22 protein-coding genes and 2 pseudogenes are annotated in these 24,505 nt (G+C 67.2%); 7 read left to right on the top strand and 17 right to left on the bottom strand.

The features are described 5' to 3' along the window. Positions 1-2: 2 nt before the first annotated feature. The 4 genes and pseudogenes from urtB to ACMVY4_RS10815 form a co-directional block, all read right to left on the bottom strand. Complete coding sequence (urtB, locus tag ACMVY4_RS10830; protein ID WP_416900158.1) at positions 3-896, bottom strand: urea ABC transporter permease subunit UrtB; 894 nt, start codon at positions 894-896, stop codon at positions 3-5. 69 nt (positions 897-965) lie between these two features. Further along, a pseudogene (locus ACMVY4_RS10825) lies at positions 966-2,214 on the bottom strand (ABC transporter substrate-binding protein). Between the two features lie 277 nt (positions 2,215-2,491). Further along, complete coding sequence (locus tag ACMVY4_RS10820) at positions 2,492-3,100, bottom strand: ANTAR domain-containing response regulator (RefSeq protein ID WP_416900157.1); 609 nt, start codon at positions 3,098-3,100, stop codon at positions 2,492-2,494. A gap of 18 nt (positions 3,101-3,118) precedes the next feature. Beyond that, positions 3,119-4,273 carry a transporter substrate-binding domain-containing protein gene (locus ACMVY4_RS10815; protein ID WP_416900156.1) on the bottom strand — a complete coding sequence of 385 codons (1,155 nt, stop codon included), beginning with the start codon at positions 4,271-4,273 and terminating at the stop codon, positions 3,119-3,121. Positions 4,274-4,377: 104 nt separating this feature from the next. On the opposite strand from ACMVY4_RS10815, the gene ACMVY4_RS10810 reads away from it, so the two are divergent. The 5 genes from ACMVY4_RS10810 to glnT all read left to right on the top strand — a co-directional run bounded on the left by ACMVY4_RS10810 (position 4,378) and on the right by glnT (position 9,347). Continuing rightward, a complete protein-coding gene (locus ACMVY4_RS10810) occupies positions 4,378-5,007 on the top strand; it encodes a helix-turn-helix domain-containing protein (protein ID WP_416900155.1) in 630 nt (209 codons plus the stop codon). An 88-nt stretch (positions 5,008-5,095) separates the two neighbouring features. Next, on the top strand, positions 5,096-5,995 hold the full coding sequence (locus tag ACMVY4_RS10805) for an amidophosphoribosyltransferase (RefSeq protein ID WP_416900154.1): 900 nt from the start codon (positions 5,096-5,098) through the stop codon (positions 5,993-5,995). Further along, positions 5,992-6,690 carry a protein glxC gene (locus tag ACMVY4_RS10800; RefSeq protein ID WP_416900153.1) on the top strand — a complete coding sequence of 233 codons (699 nt, stop codon included), beginning with the start codon at positions 5,992-5,994 and terminating at the stop codon, positions 6,688-6,690. Before ACMVY4_RS10805 ends, ACMVY4_RS10800 begins: the two co-directional genes overlap by 4 nt. A 1-nt stretch (position 6,691) precedes the next feature. Continuing rightward, positions 6,692-8,011: an FMN-binding glutamate synthase family protein gene (locus tag ACMVY4_RS10795; RefSeq protein ID WP_416900152.1), complete on the top strand. Its 1,320-nt coding sequence runs from the start codon at positions 6,692-6,694 to the stop codon at positions 8,009-8,011. Between the two features lie 28 nt (positions 8,012-8,039). Further along, positions 8,040-9,347, top strand: a complete 1,308-nt coding sequence (gene glnT, locus ACMVY4_RS10790; protein ID WP_416900151.1) for a type III glutamate--ammonia ligase — start codon at positions 8,040-8,042, stop codon at positions 9,345-9,347. Positions 9,348-9,353: 6 nt separating this feature from the next. Here glnT and ACMVY4_RS10785 read toward each other — a convergent pair whose 3' ends face one another. Continuing rightward, positions 9,354-9,776 carry a hypothetical protein gene (locus ACMVY4_RS10785; protein WP_416900150.1) on the bottom strand — a complete coding sequence of 141 codons (423 nt, stop codon included), beginning with the start codon at positions 9,774-9,776 and terminating at the stop codon, positions 9,354-9,356. 937 nt (positions 9,777-10,713) lie between these two features. Here ACMVY4_RS10785 and ACMVY4_RS10780 point away from each other — a divergent pair. Next, the gene (locus ACMVY4_RS10780; protein ID WP_416900297.1) at positions 10,714-12,207 is read left to right on the top strand and encodes a sigma-54-dependent transcriptional regulator; all 1,494 of its coding nucleotides are present in this window, start codon (positions 10,714-10,716) and stop codon (positions 12,205-12,207) included. On the opposite strand, the gene ACMVY4_RS10775 is transcribed toward ACMVY4_RS10780, so the two are convergent. The 12 genes and pseudogenes from ACMVY4_RS10775 to ACMVY4_RS10720 form a co-directional block, all read right to left on the bottom strand. Further along, on the bottom strand, positions 12,151-13,629 hold the full coding sequence (locus tag ACMVY4_RS10775; RefSeq protein ID WP_416900149.1) for a lipopolysaccharide biosynthesis protein: 1,479 nt from the start codon (positions 13,627-13,629) through the stop codon (positions 12,151-12,153). The two genes, ACMVY4_RS10780 and ACMVY4_RS10775, sit on opposite strands and share 57 nt — an antisense overlap. Next, complete coding sequence (locus tag ACMVY4_RS10770) at positions 13,626-14,570, bottom strand: DUF4114 domain-containing protein (protein ID WP_416900148.1); 945 nt, start codon at positions 14,568-14,570, stop codon at positions 13,626-13,628. Before ACMVY4_RS10770 ends, ACMVY4_RS10775 begins: the two co-directional genes overlap by 4 nt. 11 nt (positions 14,571-14,581) lie before the next feature. Next, positions 14,582-16,057 (bottom strand): O-antigen ligase family protein, encoded by a 1,476-nt coding sequence (locus tag ACMVY4_RS10765; protein WP_416900147.1) that lies wholly within the window; start codon positions 16,055-16,057, stop codon positions 14,582-14,584. Between the two features lie 3 nt (positions 16,058-16,060). After that, complete coding sequence (locus ACMVY4_RS10760) at positions 16,061-17,131, bottom strand: glycosyltransferase (RefSeq protein ID WP_416900146.1); 1,071 nt, start codon at positions 17,129-17,131, stop codon at positions 16,061-16,063. Further along, complete coding sequence (locus ACMVY4_RS10755; protein ID WP_416900145.1) at positions 17,128-18,621, bottom strand: capsule biosynthesis protein; 1,494 nt, start codon at positions 18,619-18,621, stop codon at positions 17,128-17,130. The genes ACMVY4_RS10760 and ACMVY4_RS10755 overlap by 4 nt, the downstream gene beginning before the upstream one ends. Beyond that, positions 18,618-19,115 (bottom strand): hypothetical protein, encoded by a 498-nt coding sequence (locus ACMVY4_RS10750; protein WP_416900144.1) that lies wholly within the window; start codon positions 19,113-19,115, stop codon positions 18,618-18,620. The genes ACMVY4_RS10755 and ACMVY4_RS10750 overlap by 4 nt, the downstream gene beginning before the upstream one ends. A gap of 116 nt (positions 19,116-19,231) precedes the next feature. Then, the gene (locus tag ACMVY4_RS10745; protein WP_416900143.1) at positions 19,232-19,432 is read right to left on the bottom strand and encodes a hypothetical protein; all 201 of its coding nucleotides are present in this window, start codon (positions 19,430-19,432) and stop codon (positions 19,232-19,234) included. 14 nt (positions 19,433-19,446) lie between these two features. Then, on the bottom strand, positions 19,447-20,415 hold the full coding sequence (locus ACMVY4_RS10740; RefSeq protein ID WP_416900142.1) for a glycosyltransferase family 1 protein: 969 nt from the start codon (positions 20,413-20,415) through the stop codon (positions 19,447-19,449). Next, the gene (locus ACMVY4_RS10735; protein WP_416900141.1) at positions 20,412-21,137 is read right to left on the bottom strand and encodes an acyltransferase; all 726 of its coding nucleotides are present in this window, start codon (positions 21,135-21,137) and stop codon (positions 20,412-20,414) included. The genes ACMVY4_RS10740 and ACMVY4_RS10735 overlap by 4 nt, the downstream gene beginning before the upstream one ends. A 107-nt stretch (positions 21,138-21,244) precedes the next feature. Continuing rightward, positions 21,245-21,884, bottom strand: a pseudogene (locus ACMVY4_RS10730) (sugar transferase). A 13-nt stretch (positions 21,885-21,897) separates the two neighbouring features. Then, positions 21,898-22,038 carry a hypothetical protein gene (locus ACMVY4_RS10725; RefSeq protein WP_416900140.1) on the bottom strand — a complete coding sequence of 47 codons (141 nt, stop codon included), beginning with the start codon at positions 22,036-22,038 and terminating at the stop codon, positions 21,898-21,900. Next, entirely contained in the window at positions 22,035-23,219 is a 1,185-nt protein-coding gene (locus ACMVY4_RS10720) for a glycosyltransferase family 2 protein (protein WP_416900139.1), read from the bottom strand. Before ACMVY4_RS10720 ends, ACMVY4_RS10725 begins: the two co-directional genes overlap by 4 nt. 271 nt (positions 23,220-23,490) lie before the next feature. Between ACMVY4_RS10720 and ACMVY4_RS10715 the strand changes: the two genes are divergently transcribed. Continuing rightward, positions 23,491-24,504: a glycosyltransferase family 4 protein gene (locus ACMVY4_RS10715; protein WP_416900138.1), complete on the top strand. Its 1,014-nt coding sequence runs from the start codon at positions 23,491-23,493 to the stop codon at positions 24,502-24,504. Position 24,505: the final 1 nt, after the last annotated feature.

The raw sequence follows: 24,505 nt of genomic DNA, 5'->3' as shown, positions 1-24,505 counted from the left end.
GATCAGCGTCCCTTGAAGGAAAACAGGCCCTGCGGCTTCAGCACTATGATCAGGATCACCGTGGCGAAGACCACCGCCCGGGCGATGATGTCATTGGTGCCCGAGGCGACAAGGCCGTTGATCTGGCCGAGCAGCCCGGACGACGCCATGGAGCCGAGAAGGCTGCCGACACCGCCGACCACGACGACGAGGAAACCGTCGACGACCATCGAGGTGCCCATGTCCGGAAACACCGTCTTGAACCCGGACATCATCACGCCGGCGACGCCCGCCAGACCGGAGCCATAGGCGAAGGTGAGCGCATTGATGCGCTTCACGTCGATTCCGCAGGCTGCCGCCATCTGCGGGTTGCGCATGATCGCCCGAACCTGGGTGCCGATCGATGTGCGATACATGATCCACCAGGTCAGCGCGGTCAGCGCAAGCGTCATCACGATGATGAAACTGCGATAGGTGCTGATCTCGGCGCCGAGAAACCCGAAGGTGCCGCTCAGCGTGGCGGGTACGTCGACCTTCTGCAGGCCGGGGCCGAGTCCGTCGATATGGATGCCGAAGAAGGAGAAGCCGAACTCCAGCCGGATCGCCTGTTGCAGCAGGATGGCGACGCCCCAGGTCGCCAGCAGGGTGTCGAGCAGCCGCCCGTACAGATACCGGACGACGAAGCGCTCGATCCCCAGACCGATCACCGCGGTCACGATGAAGGCCAGAGGTATCGCGAAGAAAATGTTCAAATTCAGATAGATGCCGGTCGCCACCGTCACATAGGCGCCGAGCATGACCATTTCGCCATGCGCCATGTTGATGACGCCCATGGCCCCGTAGGTGATCGTCAGCCCCAGGGCGACGAGCAGCAGGATGGAGGCCAGCGAAAAGCCGATGAAAAGGACTTCGATCATGTGATCCGGTTCATTCCCGTGAAAGGCGCCGGCCCGCCGGGGAGGCGGCGGGCCGGCAACCGTGGCCGATCAGAGCTTGGAGGTGTCGAGGCCCTTCTCGGTGCAGAACAGGTTGTCACTGCTCTCGCCATAGGCGACGTAGGGAAGCGGTCGGACCGGCGCTTCGTACTCGTCGATGATCTTGCCCTGTCCGTCAGGCAGCCACTCGGCGATGCGCGGTGTCAGGTAGGCGTGCAGATTCTCCGGATCGATGGTGACGTGGCCATTCGGAGCGTCGAATTCCTGCCCCTTCACGCCCTCGCGGATCGCGTCCGGCGTGGCCTCGCCCGCCTTCTCCAGCGCCTGCGCCCATAGATAGACCTGGAAATAGGACGAACTCGAGCGCGTGGTGCGTCACCGCCTTGGGATCGTTGACGTATTTCCGGTAGCGCTCGACGAAGGCCTGATTGACGTCCGTCTGGATGGCTTGGAAATACGGGAACGAGGTGAAGCTGCCTTCGGCAAACTCGGCGCCCATGGCGGCGATCTCGATTTCCGAGGTCACCGTGGCGCAGATCGGCAGCTTGTCGTGGGTCAGGCCCTGGTTCTTGAACTCGCGGTAGAAGGCGACGACCGAGTCGCCCACGACGTTGGACAGCACCACGTCGCAGCCGGAGTTCTTGATCTTGTTGACCATCGCGCCCCACTCGGAGTGACCGAGCTCGAGATATTCGTCCGCGATCCATTCGGCGCCGGCCTGCTCGATCAGGATCTTCGACACCTTCGCCATCTCGCGCGGGTAGATGTAGTTCGAGCCGACGATGAAGAACTTCTTCTTGCCCAGCGTGTTGACGATCCAGGGGATGAAATTCGACAGCTGCTGGTTCGGGACCGCGCCGGTGTAGACGACGTTCTTCGAGCACTCGAAGCCTTCATAGTAGGTCGGATAGAAGTAGAGGTTGCGGCGCTTCTCGAACACCGGCAGCACGGCCTTGCGGCTCGCCGAGGTGTAGGAGCCGAACACCGTCGGCACCCGGTCGGCGATGACCAGCTTGGAGGCCTTCTCGTTGTAGGTCTTGGGGTCCGAAGCGCCGTCCTCGACGATCGCCTTGATCGGCTTGCCCATGACGCCGCCATTGGCGTTGATCTCGTCGATGGCCATCATCGTGGCATCTGCCAGCGACTTCTCGATGATCGACAGGCCGCCCGTCAATGAGAACAGGACGCCCACCTCGATCTCGTCGGCGGCATAGGCGGTGCGGTGGAAGAAATACGGGGCCGCAAGCGCGCTGGACGCCAGCGCGGTCGACTTCAGGAATGAACGGCGGTTGACTTTCATTGGGGATCGCCCTCCTCGACGGACTAATCGTGAAACCTGCCTGTCCGGTCCGGACGCAGGTATGGCGTCAGGTGTCCGGAGGGGCCGCCGGGCACGCCGCACGAAACAGGCGCAGCAGACGGCCGCTTGTCAGTTCTGGTGTTGGTTCAGGTGGGAAAGCAGACGTCCCTGTCCGCTTTCCATGGGGACACAAAGGCGTCCCGCTCTGGTTCCGGCCTGTCCGTCAACCCTGACGGTACGCCGTATTCAGGTGAAACAAGATTTCACCTGATGAAAGTCAATCACACTTCGCGCGGGTGTTCAACAGCTCATCTGCATTAATTATCGCGACGGCCATTTCATCGATGCTCACCCGCTTCGCCATGGCACGGCTGCGGATGGTGGCGTATGCCTCGTCCTCGCTCAGGTCCTGCTGGCGCATCAGGATGGATTTCGCCTTCTGGATCCGCTGGAAGCCCTGCAGCCGCCGTTCCAGCTTGCGGATCCGCCGCTGCGATTCCGCCTGTTGCTGCCAGATCGACCGCGCGATGATCAGGTTGGTCAGCAGACCGAAGGGCCGGATCGGGCGTTCGATGATGCCCGTCGCGCCGGACTCGATGACCAGTTGCAGGGTGCTGGGGTTCTCGTAGCCGACGATGCCGATCAGCATTGGTGCGCGTTCGCCGCCTGATCGGACGAACTTGAGGATGGCGTCGCGCTTTTCCTGCTCGATCGCAAGCAGCACCACTTCATAGCTTTCCGGCATCTTCTTCGGCATCGGCCAGAGCGCCTCGACGGTGCAGCCGATCCGGCGCAGGTGCTCGACCAGGCGCACGCCCTCGTCGTCCGGTTCGTGCACGACCAGCACACGGAGACCCTTGATGTCGCGAAGCAGCTGAATGGCCATGGCGTCCGCTCGCCCCCGTCAGCTGTGCGTCGCCTGCGCCATCTCGGCGGACCAGTCGTCCAGCGACGGCGCAACGAAATAGGGATCGGGCTTGAGACGGACACCGGGATTCCAGACCACGTCGAAACGTCCCTTCGAGTTGACCCGGGCGACGCGCGGCCAGAGCAGCGCATGATTGTTCTCGGGATCGATGCGGACGGGCCCCTGGGGCGCAGCGAACTCCACCTTGCGCACTTCCGGCAGCAAGTCGGGGAAGTTGTCGCTGCCTGCGCGCTCGAGCGCCCTCGCAAACAGATGCACCTGGAAATAGGCCGCCTCGGCGCCTGCGGTGACGGGCCGGTCCTCGCCGAAACGGGCGCGGTAGGCGGCTACAAACTTCTTCGCAGCGGGCAGGCCGAGTGATTCGAAGAAGGGCGCGGCCGTGATGCTGTTCTCCGCCGCACCAGGGGCCATTTCGGCAACCTCGGCCTCCGAGGTGGTCAGGCTGGCGATCGGCAGTTCGCGGGGCGAGATGCCCGCTGCGCGGATCGCTTCATAGAGCCGCGCGGTTCCTGAGCCGACGACGGTCGAGAACAGGACCTCGGGCTTTGCCTTGGCAATATCGCGGATCACCTTGTCCAGATCGCCGGCGCGCGGCTCCAGCGGCAGGTAGGACTCGCCAAGGACACGCCCCCGCGACTGCACCACGAAATCCGACATGATCCGGTTGGTCTCGTAGGGATAGACGTAGTTGGACCCGACCATGTAGATCCGCGTCCCGACGAACTCGAACAGGTATTTCGCCAGCTGCACCATGTTCTGGTTCGGCGCGGCGCCGGTGTAGATGCAGTGCGGCGAGTATTCGAACCCCTCGTAGAGGGTCGGATAGAACAGCAGCCCGCGAAAGCTCTCGACCGTCGGCAGTACGGCCTTGCGGGTAGAGGACATGTAGCAGCCGAAGATCACCCGGACCCGGTCATGACCGAGCAGCCGCTCGGCGTTGGCGCGGAAGACCTTCGGATCCGACCGGCCGTCATAGATCAGGGGCTCGAGCGGCTTGCCCCGGACGCCGCCGGCATCATTGATCTCCTCGATGGCCAGCATCGTTCCGTCGAGCTGGGTCGATTCGATGCCGGCCGTGACGCCGGTCTGCGAGAACAGGACGCCGACGCGCCAGGTGGAGGGACCGGCCATCAGATTTCCGAACGCCGTGCGTCGCGGATTGACAGCGGCGGCTCGTCATCCCTAGTGGAAACAGGGCGCTTCACGGTGAGGCCGCCCGCCGGGAGAGCGCGATCATGGCCCGCAACCGACAGGACGACGAACCGGCCAGCACCGCTCAGGGCGACAGCGCAGCGCGGACGCTGGAGATCGAGGTCGGACGGCAGGTCCGCGATTTCAGGCAGTCGCTCGGCATGACCATAGCCGACCTGGCGCGGGCCACGAAACTGTCGCCCGGCATGCTTTCGAAACTGGAAAACGGCCAGACTTCGCCCTCGCTGGCAACGCTGCAGGCGCTGGCGGCGGCGCTGAACATTCCGCTGACCGCGCTCTTCGCCAGCTATGACGAAAAGCGGGACGCGACCTTCGTCAGGGCGGGCCAGGGCCTCGCCATCGAACGACGCGGCACGCGGGCCGGCCATCTCTATCAGCTTCTGGGTCATTCGTTGCGGGGCTCCATCCAGGTGGAACCCTACCTCATCACGCTCGATCAGGGTTCCGACGCCTTCCCCATCTTCCGCCACCCGGGCTACGAGTTCATCTACATGCTCGATGGCGAGCTCTCCTATCGTCACGCCGACCGCACCTATGTGCTCGGTCCGGGCGACTCGCTCTTCTTCGACGCCGACGCCCCGCACGGGCCTCAGGAACTCCGCCGCCTGCCCGCGACCTATCTGTCAGTGATCGTATCACCCATGAAATCATGAAAGTAAAATTTATTTCATGACATGAAACCATGTTTCTGCTTGGATTTCGCGCGGCGCGCCGGTGCGCCAGTCGTCGGAGCGGCGGAGCATGTGTGGAATTGTCGGTCTCTATCTGAAGACGCCGAAACTGGAAGGCGAGCTCGGTCGCATGACGGCCCTGATGCTGCACGAGATGCGCGACCGCGGTCCGGATTCCGCAGGGTTCGCCGTCTACGACCGAGCCGGGAACCGGGCGAAGATCACCGTGATGGGGCCCCTCGAAACCGACTGGGATGCCCTGCGCCGCGAACTTGAGCAGGGTCCAGCGCCGGACGCCGAATTGCGGCCGCTGGAAGATCATGCGGTGATCGAGACGGCGAGCGGCGCCGACGACATTCGCCGCTGGCTGCTCGACAACCGGCCCGACCTGACGCCGCTCTCCGGGGGCGCGTCCATCGAGATCTACAAGGGTGTCGGCGACCCCGACCGGATTGCAGAGCGCTACGGCCTGCCGGGCCGCAGCGGCAGCCACGCCATCGCCCATACGCGGATGGCGACCGAGTCCGAGGTGACCATCGCCGGGTCCCACCCCTTCTCCACCGGGCAGGATACCTGCCTGGTCCACAACGGCTCGCTGTCCAACCACAACTGGCTGCGGCGCGACCTGATGCGGGCCGGCGAGCGGTTCCAGACCGAGAACGATTCGGAAGTCGCCGCCGGCTACCTCTCCCACCGCATGGCGGAAGGCGATAGTCTGAAATCCGCGCTGGAGCGGGCACTGGTCGACCTCGACGGCTTCTTCACCTTCGCCGTCGGCACCGCCAGCGGCTTCGCCGTCCTGCGCGATCCCGTCGCCTGCAAGCCGGCGGTGATCGGCGAAACGGACGACTGGGTTGCCATGTCGTCGGAATTCCGCGCCATCGCCCGGCTGCCGGGCGTGAAGCACGCCGCAGTCTGGGAGCCGGAACCGGGCATCGTCTATTCTTGGGAACGGGAACAGGCCGCATGAACGCTGCCGCAGAAACAGCAGCAGGCCGCAAGCTCGACGTCGCAAAACAGGGCGTCACGGCAGTCAACAGCGCCCTCAAGCAATCGCCCGAAGGTGCGTTCAAACTGACGAATCCGGGCGGAGAGCATGCATTGGCCTGCGGCCTGAACGCCCCGGTCGAGGTCACGATCGTCGGCAATGCGGGCTACTACTGCGCCGGCATGAACCGGCAGGCCGCCGTCACCGTCGAGGGCAATGCCGGCACCGGTCTTGCGGAGAACATCATGTCCGGCTCGGTCCGGATCACGGGCAACGCCAGCCAGTCCGCCGGCGCCTCGGGCCATGGCGGGCTGGTGGTGATCGGCGGCAACGCCTCGGCCCGCTGCGGCATCTCCCTGAAGGGCGCGGACATCGTCGTCGGCGGCAATGTCGGACACATGAGCGGCTTCATGGCGCAGTCGGGCCGGATCGTCGTGCTCGGCAACGCCGGGCCTGGGCTGGGCGACAGCATCTACGAGGCGCAGATCTACGTCCGGGGATCCGTCAGCGGCCTGGGCGCCGACTGCGTCGAGAAGCCCATGAAACCCAAGCACCTGAAAGCCCTGGGCGAGTTGCTGGCGCAGGCGGGCATGGATGCCGATCCTGCCGGGTTCCGCCGCTACGGCTCGGCCCGGAAGCTCTACAATTTCCACATCGACAATGCAGGCGCGCGCTGACATGGCGAAGGACCCCAGAACCATCCGCCCGGCGGCCACCTTCCCGCCCCATGTGGTCGCCGAGATTCAGCGCGCCGCCGACGAAGGCATCTACGACATCCGCGGCTTCGGCGCGCGCCGGTCCGTGCCCAGCTTCGACGACCTGATCCTGCTCGGCGCGTCCATGTCTCGCTATCCGCTGGAGGGTTACCGGGAAGCCTGCGGCACCGATGTCGTGCTCGGCGACCGCTTTGCGAAGACACCCATCGAGCTGAAGATCCCGATCACCATCGCCGGCATGAGCTTCGGCGCGCTGGGCGCCAACGCCAAGGAAGCGCTCGGCCGGGGCGCCAGCGCCGCGGGCACCTCGACCACCACCGGCGACGGCGGCATGACGCCCGAGGAGCGGAAAAGTTCGGAAAAGCTGGTCTATCAGCTGCTGCCCTCGCGCTACGGCATGAACCCCGAAGACCTGCAGAAGGCGGACGCCATCGAGGTCGTGGTCGGTCAGGGCGCCAAGCCGGGCGGCGGCGGCATGCTGCTCGGCCTGAAGATCACCGAGCGGGTCGCAGCCATGCGCGACCTGCCCGAAGGCATCGACCAGCGCTCGGCCTGCCGCCATCCCGACTGGACCGGCCCGGACGATCTGGAAATCAAGATCCGCGAGCTCCGCGAGATCACCGACTGGCAGAAGCCCATCTACATCAAGGTCGGCGCCAGCCGCCCCTACTACGACACCGCGCTGGCGGTGAAGGCAGGCGCGGATGTTGTCGTGGTCGACGGCATGCAGGGCGGCACCGCGGCCACCCAGGACGTCTTCATCGAGCATGTCGGCATCCCCACCCTGCCCGCCGTCCGCGAGGCCGTACGTGCACTGACCGAGCTGGGCATGCACCGCAAGGTGAAGCTGATCGTCTCCGGCGGCATCCGCACCGGCGCCGATGTCGCCAAGGCGATGGCCATGGGCGCGGATGCGGTCTCCATCGGCGTCGCCGCCATGATTGCGCTGAACTGCAACCGTCCGCTCTACGAGGACGACTACGCCGCCATCGGCGCGGCGCCAGGCGCCTGCGCTCACTGCCATACCGGCCGCTGCCCGGTCGGCATCGCCACCCAGGATCCGGCGCTGGAGAAGCGGCTCGATCCGGAGGCCGCCGGCCGCCGCGTCGCCAACTATCTGAATGTCATGACCATGGAAGCCCAGGCGCTGGCCCGGGCCTGCGGCAAGTCACACCTGAGAAATCTCGAGCCCGAGGATCTCGCCGCGCTGACCATCGAGGCGGCGGCGATGGCCGGGGTGCCGCTGGCCGGCACCGGCTGGATCCCCGGCCACTCCGTCTGACCGTCACGACAAGCAAGGAGACGCCGCGATGACCATCGACCTGCCGAAAGAGGCCAAGGACCGCGGCATCAAGTATTTCCTGATCAGCTTCGTCGATCTGTTCGGCGTGATGCGGGCGAAGCTGGTCCCGGCCCAGGCCATCGGCCAGATGGCGGAAGAAGGCGCGGGCTTCGCCGGATTCGCCGCCTGGCTGGACATGACCCCGGCTGACCCGGACATGTTCGCCGTGCCCGATCCCGAGAGCCTGATCCAGCTGCCCTGGAAGCCCGAGGTCGGCTGGCTCGCCGCGGACCTGTTCATGGACGGCAAGCCCGTCGAGCAGTCGCCGCGACGCGTGCTGAAACAGGTCTCCGAGAAGGCGCTGGCGCAGGGCTACCGCTTCCGCCACGGCGTCGAGTGCGAATTTTTCCTGATCCTGCCCGATGGCAGCGCCATCTCGGACCCAGCCGACATCCAGGCCAAGCCCTGCTACGACCAGTCGGCCCTGATGCGGCGCTACGACGTCATCACCGAGATCTGCGACGCGATGATCTCGCTCGGCTGGGGCAGCTACCAGAACGACCACGAGGACGCGAACGGCCAGTTCGAGATGAACTGGGATTTCGACGACGCGCTGAAGACCGCCGACCGCCACGCCTTCTTCAAATACATGGCCAAGGCCATCGCCGAGAAGCACGGGCTGCGCGCGACCTTCATGCCCAAGCCCTTCGGGCACCTGACCGGCAATGGCTGCCACGCACACGTCTCGGTCTGGAACAAGTCGGGCAAGAAGAACCTGTTCGACGACGCCAAGGGCGAACTCGGCGTCTCGGACCTGGGCTACAGCTTCCTCGGCGGGCTGATGGCTCATGCGCCGGGCTTCGCCGCCATGGCCGCGCCGACGGTGAACTCCTACAAGCGCCTCAACGCGCCTGTCACCAGTTCCGGCGCCACCTGGTCTCCCAACACGATCAGCTATGGCGGCAACAACCGCACGCACATGGTCCGCATCCCCGACGCCGGCCGCTTCGAGATCCGTCTCGGCGACGGCGCGGCAAACCCCTACCTGATGCCGGCGGCCTATCTGGCGGCGGGCCTGGACGGCATGGAACGCAAGCTGGACCCGGGCAAGCGGCTCGACATCGACATGTATGCGGAGGGACACAAGGCCCGCGGCGTGAAGACCCTGCCGCTCAACCTGCTCGACGCCCTGCGCGCCTTCGAGAAGGACAAGGCGCTGATCGAAGCGATGGGACCTGACTTCGCATCTGCCTATCTGAAGCTCCGCCACAATGACTGGCAGGACTACACCCGCCACCTCACCGACTGGGAGCGGGAAAACACGCTCGACTGCTGACCGGGATCAGCTCTGGTTCGGTTCGAAGAAGGCCGTGGGGCAGATACGGCGGCTGCGCAATTGCGCCTTCGCTTCCTCGGTGCGGCGCCATTCGTCGAGCTCCTGACGTATCGCGCCCATGTCCAGCTTCACCGCCTGTTTCAGGATCGCAGCGGTCTCGGCCGGGGGCCGGGCATCCAGCGCCGAACTGTAGAGAACGACCTTGTCGGACATCATCAGCAGATGCGCTTCGGCGCCCTGCAGCCCGAACATGCCGGCGATGTCCGGCGCCGTCTCGAGATCCAGCGAGGCCCAGCGCAAGCCGCCGCCTTCGCCGGCCGCCGCGACGACATCACCGGCCCTGTCCGGCTGGCCGCGGTGCAGAAAGCAGACCGTGGCGCCGCTTCCGGCCATGGTTTCGTGAAAGGTCTCGGACGTCAGCTCGATCATCGCCGGTCTCCATCGCCAGCGGCAGGCAATGGAACGATACCACGACGATCCGGCGACGCGTATACCTTCGAGCGACATGTCTGGAATGGCGGAGAGGATGAAGTTAGGTCTGCGCCAATTGGTCTTTCGCCACATGCCGCGCTGCCGATCCGCTATCGGCTGGCTGGTTCCAGGTTCTCCGCCCAAGCCCTCACGGACCTTGTTGGCCTGCCAGAGTTGGCGCCCCCATTTGTCCTTCGTCTGGGATGCATAGATGAGCCCGTGGCAGGCCCGGCAGCGGAACAGCCCCCCACGGGGAACAAGGGGACACGCAGCGTCGGCCGCAGCTGTCCCCCGGGCAAAGGAAGAAGCTTCGGCGACCACCTTAGGTACAGCCGACTGAAACCAATTCGATGACCTGCTGGTCCAGTGTCGTCGCGCCGGGGTGCCGGTCAAGGGTCGATGAACAGCCAGCGCGGATCCGGCTACAGCCGCATCACCAGCGCTGGTTCCTCGCCCAATAGGTACTGAGTGTCGAGCGCGTTCGAGGCGTCAGCTCTCCTACTTTCTGCAGTTGATCGGCATTCAGATCAATACACTCCTCGACCTTCAAGCGAGGGCGTCTAGGTTCGAACAAGATGCTGACTCAGTTTCGGGATCCTCATATCGAAATATCTAGCAAACTTTGCCATGCACCACGAGGCAGACCCCAGTTTGCGGACACAATCCGGTTTGCGTCGGTTGTCCACGCGATCACCGCAACGGATTGCGTCCTGTGCCATGACAATGCGTCATGGAGGAGCCGCAAAGGCGTCGGCCGGCAGGGGATCGGTCCGGCAATCCGGACCGGATCTCAGGAGGTTGCGCCGCCGGACCTGCACGCTGCTAAGATGATCCGTGAACGAAAGGATCGCGATTCCGGAGTTGCCGCGTGACCGATGATGCCCCGAAGATCCTGATGGTCGAGGACGATCCGGCCAGCGCGATGCTCTACGAGCAGGGGCTGCTGCCGTCCTTCCCCCTTATCACGCGCGCCGACACGCTGAAGCTGGCGCGGCAGCGCATCGGCGAGCACCTATTCGATCTCATGATCCTCGATCTGCGCCTGCCGGACGGCAACGGGCTGGATCTGCTGAGGGAAGGCGCCGAGGACAGCCGGGTGCCGCCGACGATCGTGCTCACCGGTCAGGGATCGGTGAAGACGGCGGTGGAGGCGATGCATCTGGGGGCGATGGAATTCATCGTGAAACCTTGCAGCCCAAAGAAGCTGCGGGAAGCCTGCGAGACGGCGCTGGCGCGGCGGGAACGTGCTGCGCCCGAAACCGTCGCCGAAACGGCGTCAAGCTCTCCGGCCCGGACGGGCGCAACCAAACGGAAGCGGGGGCCGTCGGGCTTCCTCGGCGAGAGCCCGTCCATGAAGAATGTCTTCGCGCTGATCGAGGCGGCCGCGCCGTCCGATGCGCCCGTCTTCATCACCGGCGAGAGCGGCACCGGCAAGGAACTCTGCGCCAACGCCATCCACAATGCCGGCGAACGCCGCAACGGCCCCTTCGTCGCCATCAATTGCGCCGCGATCCCGCGCGAACTGATGGAAAGCTCGATCTTCGGCCACCGGAAGGGCGCCTTCACCGGCGCGGTGAACGACCATGTCGGCGCCGCCGAGGAGGCCGATGGCGGCACCCTGTTCCTGGACGAGATCTGCGAGATGGATCTGGACCTGCAGGCGAAGCTGCTGCGTTTCATCCAGACCGGCACCTACCGCCGCGTCGGCGATTCGAAGGACCGGCCGACGGACATCCGCTTCGTCTGTGCGACCAACAAGAACCCGCTCGAGTACGTGCAGCTGGGCCGCTTCCGGGAGGATCTCTACTACCGCCTGCATGTGGTCCCGATCCTGATGCCGCCGCTCAGGGAGCGGACGGGCGACATCTCCCTGCTCGCACGGCGGTTCCTGAAGGACTATGCCGCGGTGGAGGGCAAACGCTTCACCGGCTTCGATGCCCAGGCAAGCGCCGCCATCGAGCACTATTTCTGGCCGGGCAATGTGCGCCAGCTGGAGAACGCGATCCGCAACATCACCGTGCTGCATGACGGGGAGATGGTGACGCCGGCGATGCTGCCTCCCTTGCCGCCGCCGGCCCCGCCCGTCGCCGCGATGCAGCCCGCTGCGCCGCAGGGCTGGCAGGCCCAGCCCGTGCCCCAGCCGGGCTTCGCCAGCCATCCGCTGCCGCCGGCTCATTCCGCGCCATCGCCCGCGCCCGCGGCGCCGGCGATGGCGGCCGATGCGGCCGATATCCTGGTTCGACCGCTGGCCGAACTGGAGATGATGGCGATCGAGGCGGCGATTGAGAAGTTCGAGGGCAATGTCACCCAGGCCGCCCGGGTGCTCGGGATCTCAACCTCGACGATCTACCGCAAGCAGATGGCCTGGGAGAAACGGAAGCCGGATTGAAAGCAGGTGCGCGAGCGCCGGCGGCAGCGGCGCCGCGACCAGCGCGAAGCCCGTGATCGCCAATGCGGCGGTCACGCCTGCGGCAAGTTCCGCCAGCCAGTCCGACTGCATCCAGATCGCGGCGAGAGCCGCGGCGCCCAGCGCCAGCAGCACGGCGATGGCGCGGAGAGGGTAGGGAACCGGCCGCCGCTTCTGCGCCAGCCCGACGACCAGGATCATGCGCCCGGCCTGCGCCAGCGCCGTCGCACTGATGGCGCCCTCGACGCCGAAGCGCGGAATCAAGAGACCATAGAGCGCCAGCGCGGCGAGCGCGACCGCGCCCTCGACACGGAAGGCGTCCCAGCCGGTCCGGCCGCTGTAGATGCCGACATTCAGCAGGCCGGTGACGGCGTGCAGCACGGCAATGCCGGAAAGCCAGGGGACCAGATCGGCCGCGCCATGATAGGCGGCGGGCGTCATTGTCCGGATCAGCTGCGGCGCCACCGCCGCAACGCCGACACCGCAGAGCACGACCCAGACCGTACCGGTCCACGCCGAGGCGGCGACCAGGCGGGGCCCGTTCTCACCGCCCAGCATCGGGAAGCGCCGCGCCTGCCACCAGAGCTCGAAGGGCTGCGCGCCCATCGCCACGATCAGGCCGAATTTCACCGCCACGGCGTAGGCCGCGACTGCCGCGGTCCCGTCCAGCGCCGCCAGGAACCAGCGGTCGCAACTGCCCAGCACGAAGGCGGCCGCGCCGGCCAGCACCAGCGGACCGCCGAAGGCCGCGTGCCGTCGGACGTCCTCGCCCTGCAGCACCAGTCCGGTCTGGCGGAGTTGCATGACGACCATCCAGGTGGTCAGCGCGATGCACGCGATCATGCCGGCCAGCAGGACGCCGGCAACCCCGAAACCGAGGGAAAGCAACAGAGTGGCGAGGAGCGCCTGCAGCACCGCCCGGCCGCCGCTGGCCAGGGCGTAGGTGCCGGCGCGGCCGTTCAGTCTCAGCCAGGCGAGGGGGACGAGGATCAGGCCGGAGGCGGCCAGGCTGATCAGGATCAGCCGCGTCTCCGATACCTGCACGCCGCCCGGAAGCAGATTGGCCACCCAGGGGGCGGCAAGCTGCCCTGCGGCGAGGAAGATCGCGCCCGAGGCCATGGCCAGTCCGAACACCGAAGCTGCGGCCCGGCGCATGCGCGCCGGGTCGTTCTCGGTGCCCGCAAACCGGTAGACGCAGTCGGCCAGACCCAGCCCGATCACCACGGACAGCAGATCCGCCAGCGTCTGCAGGACATCGAGCCGCCCATAATCCTCCGGCGTCAGGAACTGCGTGAACACAGGCACCATGACGAAGGACACCGCCTTGGCGGTCGCGATCGACAGCGCGTAGAGCAGCGTCTGCCGCAGTGCCGGCGGCAGGCGGCGGGCAGCCCGGGCGATCATGACCCGGACTTCCGCCTGCGGCGCGCCGCAGCCAGCAGGCCGCCGGCCAGGATCAGACCGCCGGCGCCCGCGCCGAGGCCCGGCGCCGGTGCGGCGCTGACCTTGGGGATGTTGGAGTTCTGCAGCGCCTCGGCCGGGTCGGAACGGACGATGAAGACGGCGTCGTTGAAGTCGTTGTCGCCGGTGGCGCGGTTGAGGTCCTCGAAGCCGACGACGATCTGGTTGGCATCGCTGACGTTCAGCATGGCGAGGTGGCGCGTGTCCCGGCTGACGTCCTCGATGGTGGCGTCCGGATCGTTTTCGGGATTGAGGAAGTCCATCGACCAGTAGGTTGCGTTGTCGGCCAGGTTGTCGACGCCGTTCACGCCGCTGCCGTTCCAGCCGTTGGCGATCAGGAAGAATCCGACATTGGTGCCCGCGTCGAAGACCGTGCCGCCGTCCATCAGCCAGCTGCCGTCGCCATTGAGGCTGATGCCGCCGCCGCCGATGACCGTGGTGTCGCCCGCAGTCAGCGAACCGCCCGATCCGGCGGCCGAGAAGTTGCCGAACAGGACGCCGATTTCGTCGACCGCGCCGGATCCGGCCATTTCGCTGTAGCTGATATTGCCCGACCCGTTCATGTCGAAATCGGAGAAGCTGTAATTGTCGAAGGCCCCGTCCTGATAGGTGAAGTAGCCAACCGCGTTTCTGTAGCCTGCGCCTTCGCTGACGAAGGTGACCGACAGGTGCGACGCCGCGTCCAGACGCAGGCTCGGATAGTAGCTCTCGTTCAGAAACTCCGCGCCGACGGCCTCTGCCTCTGGCAACTGGCGGTCGACGGTATCCAGAATGGTCCGGTCGACGCCGATATTGGTCAGGTTCTCCGGCACCTCCTGCGCGAACGCCTGGCCGGCTGCGGTGCCGGCGGCGATCAGGATCGTGGTCAGGACAGGCAGTCTCATGTCGGTTTCCCTCATTCTGTACGGTGCGGCGCGTCGCAAACCGTGGGCCGCAATAGAAGCTCTTGTGTTTCAACAGGTTGTAGGTCGGTTTTGGCTGCAGCACTGCGGCTTGCCGCGGCGGCGCTGCAATCCGCAGCGGTGGCCGCGTACTGTCGCAGCGCGATGGCCAGGGCCAGCATGATGTAGATAGGCCAGACGAAACCCTGGGTCAGGAAGGTGCCGCTGACGCAAAACCCGGCGAAGCCGCCGACCAGGGCGCTGCCGGCTGCGCGCATCACCGCCGGACTGTCCGGATCGGCGAGCAGGCGGTTGCGCACCCGCCAGGCCGAGATCCCCAGTGCCGCGACCATGGTGACGAAGACGAGGAAGCCCAGGATCCCGGTCTCGGCCATGACGCCGAACCATGTCGAGTGCACGGCGTGGTTCTGGCCGTCCCAGTGCGGGCTGTAGAGGTAGTAGTTGAACAGGAAGTTGTCGACGCCGACGCCGAAGAGCGGCCTGGCGACCGCCATGCCCATCGCCGCCTGCCAGGCGTAGATGCGGCCCATGGCGGATTCGTCGATGCCTTCCTCATGCGCGCCGCCGGACTGGCGGTCGTCGATCCCGGCGACGGCGAACAGTACCATCATGGCCAGTCCGCCCATGGACCCGAGCAGCAGCTTCGACTTGATCCGCCGCGAGGCGAAGACCCCGACCACCGAAGCGATGCCCAGCAGGCCGCCGCGGCTCTGGGTGGCGACAACGGCAAGAGCAATCAGCACGAAGACGACGACCCCGGCGATCCGCGCGAAACGGCCGAGACCCTTCGTGTCCGCAGCGCCCAGCGCCCAGCCGGCGCCGAACAGCAGCACCAGCGACAGGTCGTTGGGATCACCGAGCATCGAGCCGATATCCCGGCCGATGGTGACGCGTGTGCCTTCCACCAGCCCGATGCCCGCTGCCTTGTTCTGCAGCGCGACCAGCGCGACCAGCGTTGCCGACCCGAGCATCACGACCAGCAGCTTCGCGAAGTCGCGCGGATGCCGCAGCAGCCAGGCGAGAGCGAACACCATGATCGCAATCTTGATATAGGTGTCCTTCCAGTAGCCGAAGGCGTTGCCGGTATTGGTGCCGGCGAAGACCCCGATGGTCACGATCAGGAAGAAGAGCAGGAACGGCGTGAACAGCGGATCCCAGTAGGTCTTCGTGCGCCTGAAGGCGAGATTCCAGCCCAGCGTGCCCAGCACGCCGAGCGCCAGCAGCAGCGGCAGCTTCAGCGGCATCAACTGCGGCACGACCTCGTGCAGCCGGAAGAAGGAGAAGGCGACGAACAGGATGCCCAGCATGCAGGCCTGACGCAGCGCGCCCAGCAGCACGACAGGCAGCAGGCCGAGCGCCACGGGCACAACCGGGTGGGCGAAACCTGTCAGCGCCCCGAAGACGAACAGGCTGAAGCCCGCCGCGATGGCGAGCTGCGTGCCTTTCCCGGTTGCCGCCAGCGAGACCATGGTTCAGGCCATCACCGCGGCATAGCCGCTGACCATCGTGTCGAGGGAGCCGTGGCGCTCGGCGAAGGTCCGCGCCGCACAGCGGCGGGACGACCAGAGCACCTGATCCAGCGCCGCGGCCAGCGCCACGATATCCCCGTCGGCGACCAGCCGGCCCGAAACCGGGCAGACCGCCTCGGCCACGCCGCCGACATTTGTGGCGACGACCGGGGTCCCGCAGGCCTGCGCCTCGATCAGGCTGAGGGGATAGCCCTCGAACCGGCTTGGCAGGCAGATGACGTCGACGGCGCGGTAGAACCGCTCGATTCCGTCCAGGTGGCCCAGGAAATGGACGCGGTGGCGGATACCCAGCGCCTCGGCCTCGGCCTCCAGCGCGGCCCGTTCCTCGCCGTCGCCGGCGAAGGCGAGATGGATCGATCCGGCGGGCAGGCGGGTCAGCGCCTTCAGGGCCGCCGACTGGTTTTTCACCGCCGCAAGGCGGCCGGCCACGCCGATCAGTTCGACATGCGCCGGCAAGCCCAGTGCGGACCGGGCGGCCATGCGGTCGCCGGGGCTGAAGCGGTCCAGATCGACGCCGTTGCGGACGATGGCTGCGACCGGAATGCGGGCCAGTTCGCGGACCTGGTCGGCGACCAGCTGCGCGTCGGCGACAAGGCGCGGCAGCAGCAGCGACCAGACCCGGCGGACCAGGCGGGCGCGCTTCCGTTCCTGCAGATGCCAGGCGTCATGTTCGGTATGGACGAGACGGCGGATCCGGGCGAGCCGCGCCGCGGCGCCGCCGTAGATCATCGGGCCGACGTGGTGGGTGTGGACCCGGTCCACGCCGTGCTGCCGCAGCACCCGGGCCAGCCGGAAGACCAGGCCGAGATCGGCACCGGGCCGCTTGCCCAGGAAGACCAGGCGGTCGCGATGGGCGGCAAGCCGCGGCCATTCGCGGATCGCGGTGTCGGCATCGCCTTCCAGGCTGATCAGCAGGCCGTTTCCGCTGCCCGGCGGATTGCGCAGCAGCTCTAGGGCGAGGCATTCAATTCCGCCGGGGCGGAGATGCTGGACGATCTGGGCGACGGTGCTCATGAGAGTAGCTCCTTGCGGCTGAGGCCCTGGAGCCGGATCAGGTTCCGGACTTCCAGTTCGACGGGAGAGATGCGGGGAAGCACGGCGACCACCGGCGGACCGGCCTGGGCGGCCTGCTCGCGGGTGCGGACCGAGCTGTCGAGGACCTCAGAAAGGGCGACGAGGCCGGCGCCCGCGCCGATGGCGGCGAACAGGCCGGCGATCACGAAGGCCATGGCCGGCAGGCCGTTGGGTCCGCCCGGCACGGTCGGCAGGTCGATGATCTTGACCCGCTCCGGGGCCTCGAACTGACCGAGTGCGCCGGTGACGCGGGCCATTCCGGCGCGCTTCAGCAGCTTCTCGTGCACGTCGCGCTGGACAGCCACGTCGCGCTCCAGCGTGTCGAGCTGGCGCTGCACTTCGCCGAAGCCGGCGGTCTGCATCTCCATGCGCTCGACCTCGGCGCGCAGAACCTCGACCTGACGCTGCATCTGGACGTGGCCGGCCTGGGCGGCGCGCAGCGCCTCGACCTGGCTTACCAGCAGCTGCTGCAGGCCGCTGTCCGGCTCGGTCTGGCGCAGGGCGGCGCCCCAGACCTCCTCGATCTTCTGCATGTCCATTTCCTGCGCGCCCTGGACCAGGGCGTCGCGTTCGGCGGTCAGCCGGGCGAGCTGGCGCTCGGCGGCGCGGACGGCGGAATGGCTGTCGGTGTAGCGCGCCCGCATGGCGGCCAGGTCGGTCCGCACCTGCACGATCCGGTGCTCGATGTTCAGCACCACAGGATTGGCGGCGGCGACGCGGCGGCGGAGATCGGCGAAGGCGGCGTTCGCGCCTTCCAGTTCCACCTCGCGAAGGGACAGTTCCTGCCGCAGATCGGCGAGGCGGCGCATGTTGCCCGCATGCAGGTCGGGCAGGCTGTCGGCATTATCCGAACGGAAGGCGCCCAGCGCCGATTCGGCCTTGGACAGTGCCTGCTGGCTCTCGGCGATCTGCTTTTCCAGGAAGTTCACCGATCCGGCGATCGACGAGCGTTCCGGCGCCAGCACCTTCTCCATGAAGCGGCGGGCGATCGCCATCAGCACCTTGTCGATATCGGTGGGAGAAGACTGCTTGTAGTTGAGCTCGATCAGCTCCTCGCCGACCAGCCGCAGCGAGACCGCTTCCGAAAGCTGGCGCACGACGCGCTCGCGCTGCGCGGCTTCGGTATCGTCGTTGACCCATTCCAGGTCGATGGCGACGCCCAGCAGGATGTGGCGGCTGTGCAGCAATGCGTTCAGCGCCGACAGCCGGTCCTTCACCCGGGTCTCGACGGCGAGATCTTCCAGGAAGGGATTATGCTTCGCCGATTCCTGGATCAGGATCGACATCTTCGTCTCGTAGGTCCGCGACCGCAGCTGGCTGGCGACGCCGCCGATGACGGGCAGCAGGATCAGCAGTGCGCAGATCAGGTAACGCAGCCGCCACGCGGTCTGGATCCAGAGACGGATCAGTATGCGCCATTCGTCCTTCATGCCTGCCGGCCCCCGCGGATGAGACGGATGGTGCCGGGCGCGAGGCCCGGTTCGCGCCGGATCTCGGCAGCGGCGCCGACGAACTCCAGCAGCTTGCGGACGGTCAGCGCCCGGCGGTGCGCGCGCAGGCCCTCGGCGTCCAGGCCGGAGCCGCAGGCGATGGTGATCTTCCCGGCGGGCGCCGCGGCGACGAAGCTGCCGACCGATGCAAGGTGACCCGGCCCGGCCACAACGGCTTCGCCTTCGAACGCGAGGTCGAGCTGCATCGGAACCGGGGCCGCGGCGGGCCCCGCGTCCTTGCCCGTCGCCCGGGCCTGGGCCAGCAGGTCGTCGACCGATATGGCCTCCTTCTCGACCGGGGCGGAACTGCGGATCAACGCGAGCTCCGAGGCCGGCACCAGCGCGAGCGGATTTCCCTTGGTGATGCCGATGCAGCCGGTCGCGCCCAGTCCCAGGGTCATGACGGCCATCAGGCGGATGACGGTTCGTTTCATGGCAGTGCTCCTCAACACGTGCCCGGGTACCCGCAAGCGCCGTTCCGCCTTTTGGACCGTTCAACTCATTGAAAACATTGAGATCGATCTCAGGCCGTTCTGGAGCGGTTGCTGCCTCACGCAGCGGCCGCTGCAATCCGCAGCGGTGCGGCCCGGCCTTCCAGGCGCCGCAGCATCGTCTCCACTTCGGCGGCGCGGTCGTCCCAGCTTTCGCCGGCCACGATGCGCCGCCGGACAGCCGGCATTGCCGAGGATTCATTGGCGGCCGCATCCAGGCTGAGCGCGAAGGTCTCCGCCCGCATCGCGACCCGCACCATGCGCCGGTACGGTTTCAGCGCCGGGAACGGCGTCGCGACGACCGGCCGCCGGTGGCCAGGTATTCGCGGAGCTTCAGCGGGTTGCAGGCGCGGATCTGCGGCGTGTCCCGGAAGGGCAGAATGGCCGCGGTCCAGTGCTGGACATAGCCCGGCAGCGCCGCATGCGGCACCGCCGGGCGGAAACGGGTGTTGGGCAGGGCCATCAGCGCTGCCAGATCGGGCGAGCGGCTCTGCACATTGCCGACGAACTGGAACTGCCAGTCGGGACGCAGGCTGGCCACCCGTTGCAGCATCTCGTAGTCCAGCCAGTCGGCTAGGCTGCCGTAGAACCCGGCGACCTTTGCGCCCCCGGGCACATCGTCGGCGCGCGAGGCCGGGGTCGAAAAGAGCTCCAGATCGCAGCCATGTGTCAGCACGACAGTCTTCTCCGCCGGAAACTTGGCGGCGATGACGTCGCTGGCGGCGATGATCAGGTCGGCCTTTGCAGCCAGTTCGCGTTCCATCCGGCCGACGGGTCCGTGATCGACGCCTTCCAGGCCTTCGAAATCGTCACCGGCGTAGTAGACCACGGCCTGCTCGCCGAACTGACCCACGGCGTCCACCGCGGTCGGCAACGAGGTCCAGAGAATCGGCCGCTCGCCAAGGCGTGCCAGATGCGGCTTCAGGGAACCCGGGATCAGCGCGCGGTTCAGCCGCCGGGCGATGGACGAGCCAGGCCAGGACACGGCGGTCGCGGAGGCGACCCTGAGCCGTTCGGGCGTCGCCAGGGGCGCCGGGCTTCCGTCATCGCCGCCGCGGCGGGCCATGGCGGTGAGCTTGGCTGCTGCGCGCCGGGCGTCGGCGCGGTTCAGCCGGGGCCGCCGCATGCCGATGGAGTTGACCCAGAGCACATCGCGGTCGGCGGCGATGCGGCGGATCAGGTGCTGGGTGCTGGAGGGGTGCGCCCCCCAGTCCTCGCCGAACACGATCAGGGGGGCGTTCATCCGAGGCTCCTGTCTTCGGGGTTAAGTGCGCGGATCACGCGGGCGGGCACGCCGCCGGCCAGCACGCCGGCCGGCAGGCTCTTCGTCACCACGCTGCCGGCGGCGACGATGGTGCCCGCGCCGATCTCGACGCCCACATTGACAGTGCAGCCGGTGCCGATCCAGACATCGCGGCGCAGCACGATGTCGCCGATCTGGTCGTCGGTGTCGGGCAGGCCTGCGGCGCGGTCGGCGGCGTTGACGGGATGGCCCGGATAGCCGGCGAAGAAGGCGCGCCCGCCGATGCGGACGTTGTCCTCGAACACGATGCAGCTGCCGACGGCGACAGTAGTCTGCCAGCCGATGCCGACATTCTCGCCGCAGATGAACTCGGGCGTTGCCTTCGAGCGGCCGTGGCCGGAAATGGTCATCGCCGACGAGAGACGGCAGTCGTCGCCGAGCTGGATCCGGACCGGACCGCTGACAAAGGGCATGCCACCCCCGGCGATGTGCAGCCGGCGGCCGGTGCCGCCGCAGCGGGCGCGGAACATCGGCGTCCAGTACACCCGGCGGATCAGGTCGCTGCCCAGACCGGTCAACAGACGGTGCGTCCGGTAGAGCGTCATGTGCAGACCCGGCAGGACCGGCATGTCCAGAACCTGGACACGTTTGATCAGGCGATAGAGACGATCGGCCATCGGGTCTTCCCGGCGGCGGATCCAGTTGGCGGTGGTCGAGATCATGGTCGCTGCTCCTCGATGAGATCAGTGGTGGCGGCGGGTCTCCGGCCAAGAGACCCGCCGCCGGGGCAATGGGACGCGGCCCGGGGCTCTCGCCCCGGTGTGAGGAGCTAGCGGCCGCGTCCCAGGGCCATGACGGACAGCGTCTGGCCGATGATCCGGAGATCGCTCCTCAACCAGTCGCTGAAACGGAAGGTCTGGACGGCGTAGGCGTGGTCGAACATGACCTTGGAACGCACGTCCTCGATGGTCTCGTCGTAGCCCTGGCTGACCTGGGCCAGACCGGTGATGCCGGGGCGGAGGCCGAAGGTGCTGGCCGCTGTAGTGCGGGATCGCCGTCTCCAGCCGCTTGTAGAATTCAGGGCGCTCCGGGCGCGGGCCGATCAGGGACATGTCGCCGCGCAGCACGTTGATGAACTGCGGGATCTCGTCCAGCCGGGTCTTGCGCAGGACGTTGCCGACCCGGGTAATGCGGGGGTCGCGCTTGCTGGCCCAGACCGCGCCGCTCCGGGCTTCGGCGTCCTGGCGCATGGAGCGGAACTTGATCATCCGGAACAGCTCGGTGCGGTCGGCCAGCATCCGGCCGACGCGCAGCTGGCGGAAGAAGACGGGGCCGCGGCTCTCCAGCTTGATAGCCAGCGCGATCACGGGAATGACCGGCGCGGTCAGCATCAGGCCTGTCACGGCGCCGGCGATGTCGACGCTGCGTTTGGCCACGCGCGTGGCGCGGTCCATGTGTGTCTCTGTCATGGCGTGGCTCCTCTCAACTGCTGGCCTGACGAAGCGGCTTTGGTTCGATGCGGACCATCTGGTCCGCGGTGGCGAGATGCCCGGCCAGTTGAGCCATCAGCTCCTTGAGCGGGCGGCGTCGGCCGTCGCGGCCGAGAATGAAATGCGTTGTCATGCGGCGGCTCCCGGGTTCCGGTTTCCGCCACCGACACGCCCCCAGGCGCCGCGGCGGCGGGCAAACGCGAAGCGCATGGCGCCGATGGCGGAAGCGATATGGCCGGCGACGAGGTAACGCAGCGCCTCGACGGTGCCGATCCGGCGCAGTTCGGGAACCATCCACGCGGCCGCGGCGACGCCATAGGCGGCGCCCTGCATGGACGCAGCCATCAGCATCAGGTCGGAGCCGGCGGCGGCCATCGCCGCTCCGGCGAGGCTGAAGGCCATCAGGAACGGCATCGCCACCCGCAGGCCCTTGCCTGACAGGAAGGCGAAAGCGAGTCCGGGGCGGTCGAGACGCAGCTTCGGCAACAGGCGCCAGAGCTGCTGCGCGTTGCCCTCCCCGATACGAATGCGGCGGCGGAAATCGGCCTGGTCGGTCGCGGCATCAAGCTCGATGCAGGCGATCGAAGGGTCGTAGACCGTGCGCCAGCCCTGCAGCGCGATCTCCATCGGCACGATGAAGTCGTCATTGACGGTATCGGCCTTGAGCGGACGCCAGGCGCCGGTCTGGATGGCATAGCAGGCGCCATGCGCGCCGATCAGACCGCCCAGCACCGACTCGCCGGCCTTGATGCGGCGCTGATAGTCCCAGTAGGCCTTCTCGCCGGGATTGGTCTCCAGCGCCGGGCGATAGCCCGCACCGACCGCGCCGACGCGTTCGTCGCCGAAATGCGCCGCCAGCCGCGAGAGACCGTTGACCGGCAGCAGGGCCGAGACGTCGGTCAGCACCGTGACCGCGCCGGTGGCCCGCGCCATCAGGTCGTTCAGCATCGCGATCTTGCCGCGGTTCTCGGGAAACTCGATGACCTGGATATCGTGGCCGGGGTGGCAGGCGGCGGCCCGGCGGGCCAGATCGGCGGTGGCATCGCTGCAGCCGTCGCATCCGATGAGGATCTGCAGCTGCCCTGCCGGATAATCCTGTCCGGCGATGTTGTGGATCTTGGCCGCGATGCAGCCGGCCTCGTTGTAGGCGGGCATCATGATCGAAAGCGCCGGCAGACGCCGGAGCAGCGGACGCTGCGTGGCGTCCTCGCTGCGGCGGCCCAGACGGGCGGCCAGCTTCGGATAGACCGCGTGGTGGTAGACAACCGCCGCCATGCTTGCGGCGGTCGCGTTCTCGAGAATGGTATCGAACATCGGCTTGCTCCTCGGACGTTCACTGCGGCCTCTGGCGCAAGCCGCCCGCCAGTCGTGCTCCGGACCATGCCGAAGCGCTGTTTTCCGCTGGTTCCGGCCGTTGGCGATGAATCGGCCCGGCGTTCGCTGCCTGCTGCGGATTGGCGGGGTGCAGCGGCCGACCGCTGCGGAATGCAGCACCTTGCGACAGTCGAGGCAGCAAACCGGGGAGCCGGTGCTGGCATTCCTGTTGCGGTGAGTCCGCCGACACTCATTCGCGGGGAAAAGACCCATGGAAAAAATCGTGCTCGCGCTCGACAGCCGGGACATCGGCGGCATCGAGACCCATGTGCTGATCCTTGCCGGCGCGCTGAACGCGGCAGGGCATGCCGCAACGGTGCTGAGGATCGCTGATCACGGCCCGCATCCGATGGACGCCGCCGCATCCGGGCACGGCGTGGATGTTCGGGTTCTCCCGCACGAGGGCGGCAACCTGCCGGCCTGGCTGAAGCGGAACGGCATCTCGCTGCTTCACACGCACGGCTACAAGGCCGGCATCCTGGGCCGCATGACCCGGCCGCTGCACTGCCGGCCCGTGGTCTCGACCTTCCACAACGGCGATCGGGGTTCGGGCAAGCTGGCGCTCTACACAGCCACCGACCGCCTTACAGCCCGGATGTCGCACAACATCGCGGTGTCGCGGGAGATTGCCGGGCAGCTGCCGGGCACGCCGACCGTCATCGACAACTTCGTCGATGTCCCGCCGCCGGACTGCAGGCCGCAGGGCCGCTGCGTCGGCTTCGTCGGCCGGTTGAGCCACGAGAAGGGGCCGGACCTTTTCGTCGAACTGGCGCGGCGGCTGCCCGACATCGATTTCGTCATGTTCGGCGGCGGTCCCATGCAGGACGAGCTCTCTCGCGGTCTGCCGGTCAACCTGACCATGGCCGGCAGCGTGCCCGGCATGGACCGGCACTGGCGGTGCCTGTCGTTGCTGGTGATGCCGTCCCGGCAGGAAGGCCTGCCGATGGCGGCGCTGGAGGCGATGGCGCATGGCGTTCCGGTCGCCGCCTTCGGGGTCGGCGGTCTGCCGGACCTGATTGGTGACGGCGTCGACGGATATCTCGCACGGCCCGGCGACATGGACGCGCTCGCCCGGACTGTCTTCGCCCGGGCGTCCTCGACCGATGCCGAACGCCGGGCGATGTCGCAGGCGGCCCGGGAGACGATCCGGCGGTGCTTTTCCGCCGAAGCCCAGTTAACGAAAGTGCTCGAGGTCTACGCCAGAGCACTGGGGCGGGAACTCTGAA

The organism is Minwuia sp. (assembly GCF_048007105.1).
GTDB lineage: Bacteria > Pseudomonadota > Alphaproteobacteria > Minwuiales > Minwuiaceae > Minwuia.
Note: the sequence above shows the minus strand (reverse complement) of the source record. Positions and strands in the feature narration are given on the sequence as shown.